This is a genomic window from Hoylesella shahii (genome assembly GCF_937990675.1).
Taxonomy (GTDB): domain Bacteria; phylum Bacteroidota; class Bacteroidia; order Bacteroidales; family Bacteroidaceae; genus Prevotella; species Prevotella shahii.
Genome location: NZ_CALKQY010000026.1, coordinates 1 through 6,187, shown reverse-complemented (window position 1 = coordinate 6,187; position 6,187 = coordinate 1). Strand labels below are relative to the sequence as shown.

3 protein-coding genes are annotated in these 6,187 nt (G+C 47.0%); all 3 read right to left on the bottom strand.

All coding sequences use genetic code 11. The features are described from left to right. Nucleotides 1–361 precede the first annotated feature (361 nt). Nucleotides 362–1,261, bottom strand: coding sequence for an endonuclease/exonuclease/phosphatase family protein (locus QME03_RS04420; RefSeq protein WP_281723597.1), 900 nt, complete (start codon nucleotides 1,259–1,261; stop codon nucleotides 362–364). Nucleotides 1,262–1,413: 152 nt separating this feature from the next. After that, a complete protein-coding gene (locus tag QME03_RS04415; RefSeq protein ID WP_281723596.1) occupies nucleotides 1,414–3,192 on the bottom strand; it encodes a RagB/SusD family nutrient uptake outer membrane protein in 1,779 nt (592 codons plus the stop codon). Nucleotides 3,193–3,204: 12 nt separating this feature from the next. Beyond that, nucleotides 3,205–6,187 (bottom strand): SusC/RagA family TonB-linked outer membrane protein (locus tag QME03_RS04410; protein ID WP_281723595.1); only part of this gene is annotated, 2,983 nt, incomplete at its 5' end.

Below are 6,187 nucleotides of genomic sequence, written 5' to 3'. Positions count from 1 at the left end.
ACGGAAAGCGACGAGCCACCAATTGCCGCACGCCCCCAAACTCAGTGGCTTGCTCTTTGGCCACTAAAGTATTGCCCGCCAGTAGCAAGAGAACGATAAGGAGGAAGTGTCGAGGGCGTAGTTGGCTGAGTTTGTGTGGCATATTGTTACGAGTTTATGGGTTGATATGTTTTTATGTTGCTGTTGTTAGTTGCCTTTTTTCGGTTCTCTTTTTGTGAATAACGGTGTTAGTTATCTTAAACAAGTTTGCGTTATGCCTTTAACGCGTAAACGTTTTCGCATGCGCATCCAGCAATCCATGCCAAAAGCTAAGGACGGCTATGCCCAAAGGGAGGCAAAGAATTTACTAAGCACAGTCTTGTTACTTCAATTTAATATCCACAAAAACGGGGTAATGGTCGCTTATAGTATTTGTTTCAATCACCTGTCCGTCAATGTTGAGCTGTTTCACCACAGCAGTTTTGCTTATCTGCACCATCTTTTTATGGTCTTTGTCAAGCAAAATGTGGTCGATGGTGGTGTTAGGTTGGTCGGGAAGTGAGCCATCTTGTGCACTGATGATATCGAAAACCTTGCTTAAAATAGGGAAAGCCGATTTTTCTGTTTGCCAGTTAGGAGCGTCGTTAAGGTCGCCTGCAAAGAACACTGGTGTTGTTGTAAGGGTTGAAAGTTCGTGGTTAACAATCTCTGCACTTGCTTTTCGGGCAGTGTCGTCTAGGTCGAGATGTGTACCAAAAAGGGTGAAATGAGGGAAAGAAAGCACCATCAGCGCCCGTTTTTCCTTACCAGGCAAGGCTATTTTTTTGATATAACTGGGCTTTAAAGAGCGTTTAAACAACACGCCTGGTCCAATTTTTCCATTCGAATAACTAGCAGCCGAACCAAAAAAGAGGTCATAATCAAGCGTGGTAGCGCTCCTAATATCGTCGAGTAAGTATCTTTTTGCTCGTTCGGTTGTACCACTGTCAAGCTCTTGTATTACCACAACATCGGGATTAAGGGCTTTAATCACTTTAGCAAAGTTAGCTGTATGCTCATCAGAGAAAGCCTTGTTGTCTGTATTACTTTTGCAATAAAAGCAGTTATAGGTCATTATTCGCAAGCAGGTGTCGGCTTTTAGATATTTAAAGTCTTTTTTTTCTGCTGGTGGATTGTAGTCGGGAATATTTCCTGGACTATCTTTTCCGCCACATCCCATTAAGGGAAGCGAAGCCATAAATAATGCGGTGGCGGTGATAAGGGTACTTAATAGGGGTTTCATAAATGCGGGATTTAGTTTACGGATTAATGCATTAACGTGTTGCGAACCATGCTGCGTGTGGTAAAACCCATTGATGCATTAGGACTAAAGCTTAAAAAACGATTGTCAGGGGAGCGAAATACGATTGTGTTTCGCTCCCCTTAGTCTAGTGTTTACCATTCAGGATTTTGTTTAATAACGCCTCCGTAGATGGTGATTTGGTCTTGAGGGATGGGGTAAAGGTAGTCGCGTGTTTCGTTCCACGAGCGTTGTTTGTTGGCAATGTCGTGCACAATGATGTTTCCACCGTTGTTTCCATTGGCCAATTGGAGGTTAACACCCAGCTTTAAGAATTGTGTAATGTTGGCCACCTCGCTATAAGTCTTCACGTTATTAAGGTCTCCTTCGTACACGCAAACGTCTTGTGCATCGGCCTGTCCGTTGCCGTTGAGGTCGCAAATCACAAAATGTTTGTTCGGATCCAATGCGGGGATGAACATTCCCTTAAACTGTTTCTCGAATGTTTTGCCTGCTTTCCAACGCATAAGGTCGTCGTAGCGCAAGCCCTCGGCCACGAGTTCGATGGTTCGTTCTCGCCTAATTTCAAGGATAACGCCTTTGTTTGCTCCGCTAACATTGGGATAACCCGTTTCGTCGGCTTCTAGATAGGGGTCGGGATTGCTGTTGGCTGAGGCCAAATTGATATTGGGCATGCCCACCCTGTCTCTTAATTTCTTCACCGATTTATCTAAGTCGGCCTGTGTTAGTGTACCGAGTTCGGCTTTTGCTTCAGCAAAATTGAGCATCACCTCGGCCGTTCTGAACAGTGGGATGTCGTTTTGCGACTTGTTATAACCATCTGATGCAGTGGTCGAAACCCATTTAATAATTTGGTATCCCGTTGTTGTGGCACCAAAGTTAACGTTTGTAACGGTACTTTCTCCAATTCGTTTGTAGCCTGGCGTAACGATTGTTTGTGCCAAACGTGGGTCTCGGTTCTGCATCTCGTCATAATATTGTATGCTGTTATAGTTGGGTAGGTCGGTAAAACGCGTTCCATCTTTCATCAGATAGCTGTTCACCACCTTCTTGTTCATGCCTGGCGACGCGCCACCGCTTAAGAAATAGAGATTGGCCGAGTGCACAATGCTCAGCGCGCTGTAATAATTTCTAGCCAAAATCACCTCTTCTGCTTTAGCTTTGTCGGCGGCAAAGAGGTCGCGATAAGGTTGTTCGCCAGCGCTATAGATGGTATACGGACTGTTGTCGATAAACATTTCGGAAGCTTCGGCAGCCGCTCTCAAGTAGGTTTCGTAGCCCTCCATGGCGTGATATTTTCGCCAAGTACCTTCGTAAAGGCACACTCTCGACTTCAAAGCCATGGCAGTCCATTTGGTTACGCGATATAGATTTTTGGCCGAAGGCAGGTTGTTGATTGCATAATCAAGGTCGGCGAGGATGTTTGTTATCAGTTCGTTTCGTGGTGTTCGAGGCGCGTAGAGCCTGTCGTTGGTAGAAGAGAGTGGCTCGTCGAACCAAGGTACCTCTCCAAAGCGTTTCACCTTATTATAATAGAAGTAGGCTCTAAAGAACCTAGCCACGGCCTCAAACTCTTTTCTTGCAGCCTCGTCGTTGCATCGCGAGCAGTCTTTAAGAAAGGTGTTGATGTTAGAAAGCTGTCCCCAACTCCATCCTCCGCCGCTCTGTGGCACTGTTCTTGTGCCCATTACTTCGGTAGAAAGGGTTGTTGGCACGATGATGTCGGCCGTTTCCGAGTATAGGTTTTCGGCCGTAGGGAAGTCGGCATAGAAGCCATTTGTAAACACTTCCAGTTCTTTTCGGTTGTTATAATAGTTCTGGTCTGCTAGCTTGTCGAGTGGTTCAAGGTCTAAGTTGCAGCCAGTAAGCAATGCTACTGAAGTCAGGCATTGGACTAATAATATTTTTTTCATGATTGTTTTCGCTTAGAATGAAACGTCGAGTCCAAATGAGAAGGTCTTCGAGAAGGGATAAACCCGCCCGTTGGTGTCGTGCATCATTTGTTCGGGGTCTATGTAATCGCTCTTTAGTTTACTGGTAATGAAGAGGTTTTCGCCACTGAAGTACAACCTAACCTTTTCTAGATAGGCTTTCTTTGTGAGCGATTTAGGCAGTGTGTAACCCAGTGTTAGGTTTTTTAGTCGGCAATAGGCCAAGTTTTGTAAATACCTGTCGTTGGGTCTGCTCATGGCGTAGCTGCGTGCTAGGTCGGCCACTGGTCGTGGGAAATATGCGTCGCGATTGTTTTCCGACCATACCTTAGCAGGAAAATCCTTGGGGATAAATGAGCTGTAAGCGCGTGCATACGGCCCCCAGAACATCATGTTGTTGCCGCCAGGGTATATGTTTTGCTTGCCAATACCTTGCCAGAACATTGAAAAGTCGAACCCCATCCATGCCATGTTAACCGTAATGCCGTAGTGGTAGCGTGGAGTTGAATTACCTATGCGTACTAAGTCGCCATGATCGTCGAGTGTTCCTTTGCCTTGGTCAATCTTCGTGCTGCCGTCAACATCGTCGAAGATGAGGTCGCCAGCCTTGTCGGTGAACCTCGTACCAAGGAAAGATTGGTCTACGCCGCGGTCGATAGCCTCTTGATCGCTTTGGTAGATGCCCTTAATGCGGTATCCCCAAATCTCTCCCCATTCCATTCCTTCATAGTCTTGGCCAAGCACTTTCGACTCGTTGCCCTTGAATTTGGTTATTTTCGTCTTGCTGTCGGCCAGCGTTAGGTTCACACCATAATAGAAGGGCTTGCCTGCAAGGTTGAACTTGTCGTTCCATCCCACCACCAATTCAAATCCGTTAGTGCGCAGTTCGCCGTTGTTTTCGTATGGCGCATTGTAGCCATATACGGCAGGGAGTGCTCTCGCTGCGGCCAACATGTCTTTGGTTGTACGGCTATAAACGTCGAGTGCAAGCGAAAGGCGGTTGTTAAAAAGCCCAACGTCGAGTCCAACGTTTTGCGTTACGATGGTTTCCCACGTCAACGAACCCGATGTAGGATCGCCAAGCGATGCGTAAACGGCTTGTGCATTGTCGAAGATATAGTTTAGGTTGGTGGTGGGTTTCAGCGTGATGAGCCTCATATAGGGGTAGAAGGTGTTGTTATTAAACTTTGCCGAATTGTCTGTTATTTGGTTTCCAAGCGAGCCAACCGAAGCGCGTAGCTTCAGGTTGCTTATTGTTGGGCGAACAGGTTCGAAGAAAGCTTCCTCGCTAATGCGCCATCCCAGTGCAAGAGAAGGGAAAAATCCCCAGCGGTGATTGCGCGGGAAGCGTGATGTTCCGTCGTAACGCATGTTGGCTTCAACGAGATATTTGCCTGCGTAGTCGTAGCTAAGGCGTGCGAAATAACCCATCAATGCAAATTCGTTTTGCGACGATTTCACGCTCTTATCGCCAGTAGAGAGCGACAAGTCGTTCAGCACTTCGGATGTAAGGTCGCGTCCAGATGGTTCAACAAACTTATAATGTCCCCTCTCGTAGTTGGTTCCTACCACGGCACTAACGTTGTGAACATTGGCAAAAGTGCGATGGAAATTAGCATAAAAGTCGTACACATAGTTTTCGTAAGTGTCGCGTCCGTCTTTCAATCTGTTGTTAAAGGGCCATCCGTTTGCAGTGAGCACCTGTCCGGGTTTGCGTGCATATACAAAGCTTGCCGAGCGTGCTAGTTTCTCTTTGGCATAGTTGCGGTAGGTGATTTTTCCTGTAAACTCCAGTCCTTCCATCAATTTGAGCACTGCTCCTATGGCGTAGGTTTGTTCGGTTTTGCCCACTTGTGTAAAGCCATTGCCTGTTCGCAGCATGGCAGCAAAGCCGTCGGCGGGTTTGTTGTTGCTATTAGGAAGGATATAAACATTTGTTCCGTCGGGGTTAACAGGTACTATCCAAGGCATGGCATGGAATGCAAGGTTGGCCACATTGCCACCGTCTTCGTAGTCGTATCCAGCCTGTTTATATTTAGATTTAAAAAGCGAAGCGGTGCTAAACACCCTTAGCCAGGGTGTCACTTCGGCATTAAACTTAGCCATGAGTGTGCGAGTGGAGTATTTGTCTGTGCTGAGGGCGTATAGTCCGTCGTGGTCGTTCATGCCTCCGCTAATCATGTAGTTCATCTTTTCTGTTCCTCCGTTCACGCTAAGGTTGTGATTCCACGTGGGTTGAGCAAAGTTGAAGATATAATTATACCAGTCGAAGTTTCCATAATAATGGTATAGTCCGTCGTTCTGACTAACAACCGCCCATGGCCTTGCAGGATTTTCTGTCACGTCGTATCGACGTTCTTCCAATATTTTGTAGTCATCGGCGTTCAGTTCAGAGTAGCTGCTACCCGTTGTAGCCGTGTTAAATTCGTCTACTAGTCGGGCAACGTCATAGCCCACCGTCATGAAGTCGGTTTTGGTTGTGGGTGCCGAGAAGCTGAAACGTCCGTTATAGGTAATGTGTGCCTGCCCGTCTTTGTTGTTTTTGGTGGTGATAAGCACCACACCGAAGCCTGCACGCGCACCATAGATGGCGGCCGAGGCAGCGTCTTTAAGCACAGAAACACTCTCAATGTCGTTGGGGTTGATACGGTCTATGCTACCTTCCACGCCATCAATTAGCACCAATGGCGCTCCCGAGTTGGTGATAGAGGTTTTACCGCGTATGTTCAGCGTAGCAGCTTCGCCGGGCGTACCAGTGTTAAAACTGATGTTTAGGTTAGGCACTTGCCCTTGTAACATCTGTCCAAGGTTTGTAGCTGGGCGGTCTTTTAGTTCTTCTGCGCCCACGGTGCTAACAGCTCCAATGAGGTTGGCTTTCTTTTTAGTGCCATAACCTATAACCACCACCTCGTCTAAACCTTTAGCCTGCTCATCGAGTGTAACGTGTATGCCGTCGGTAGGCTTCAAAGTTTGAGGC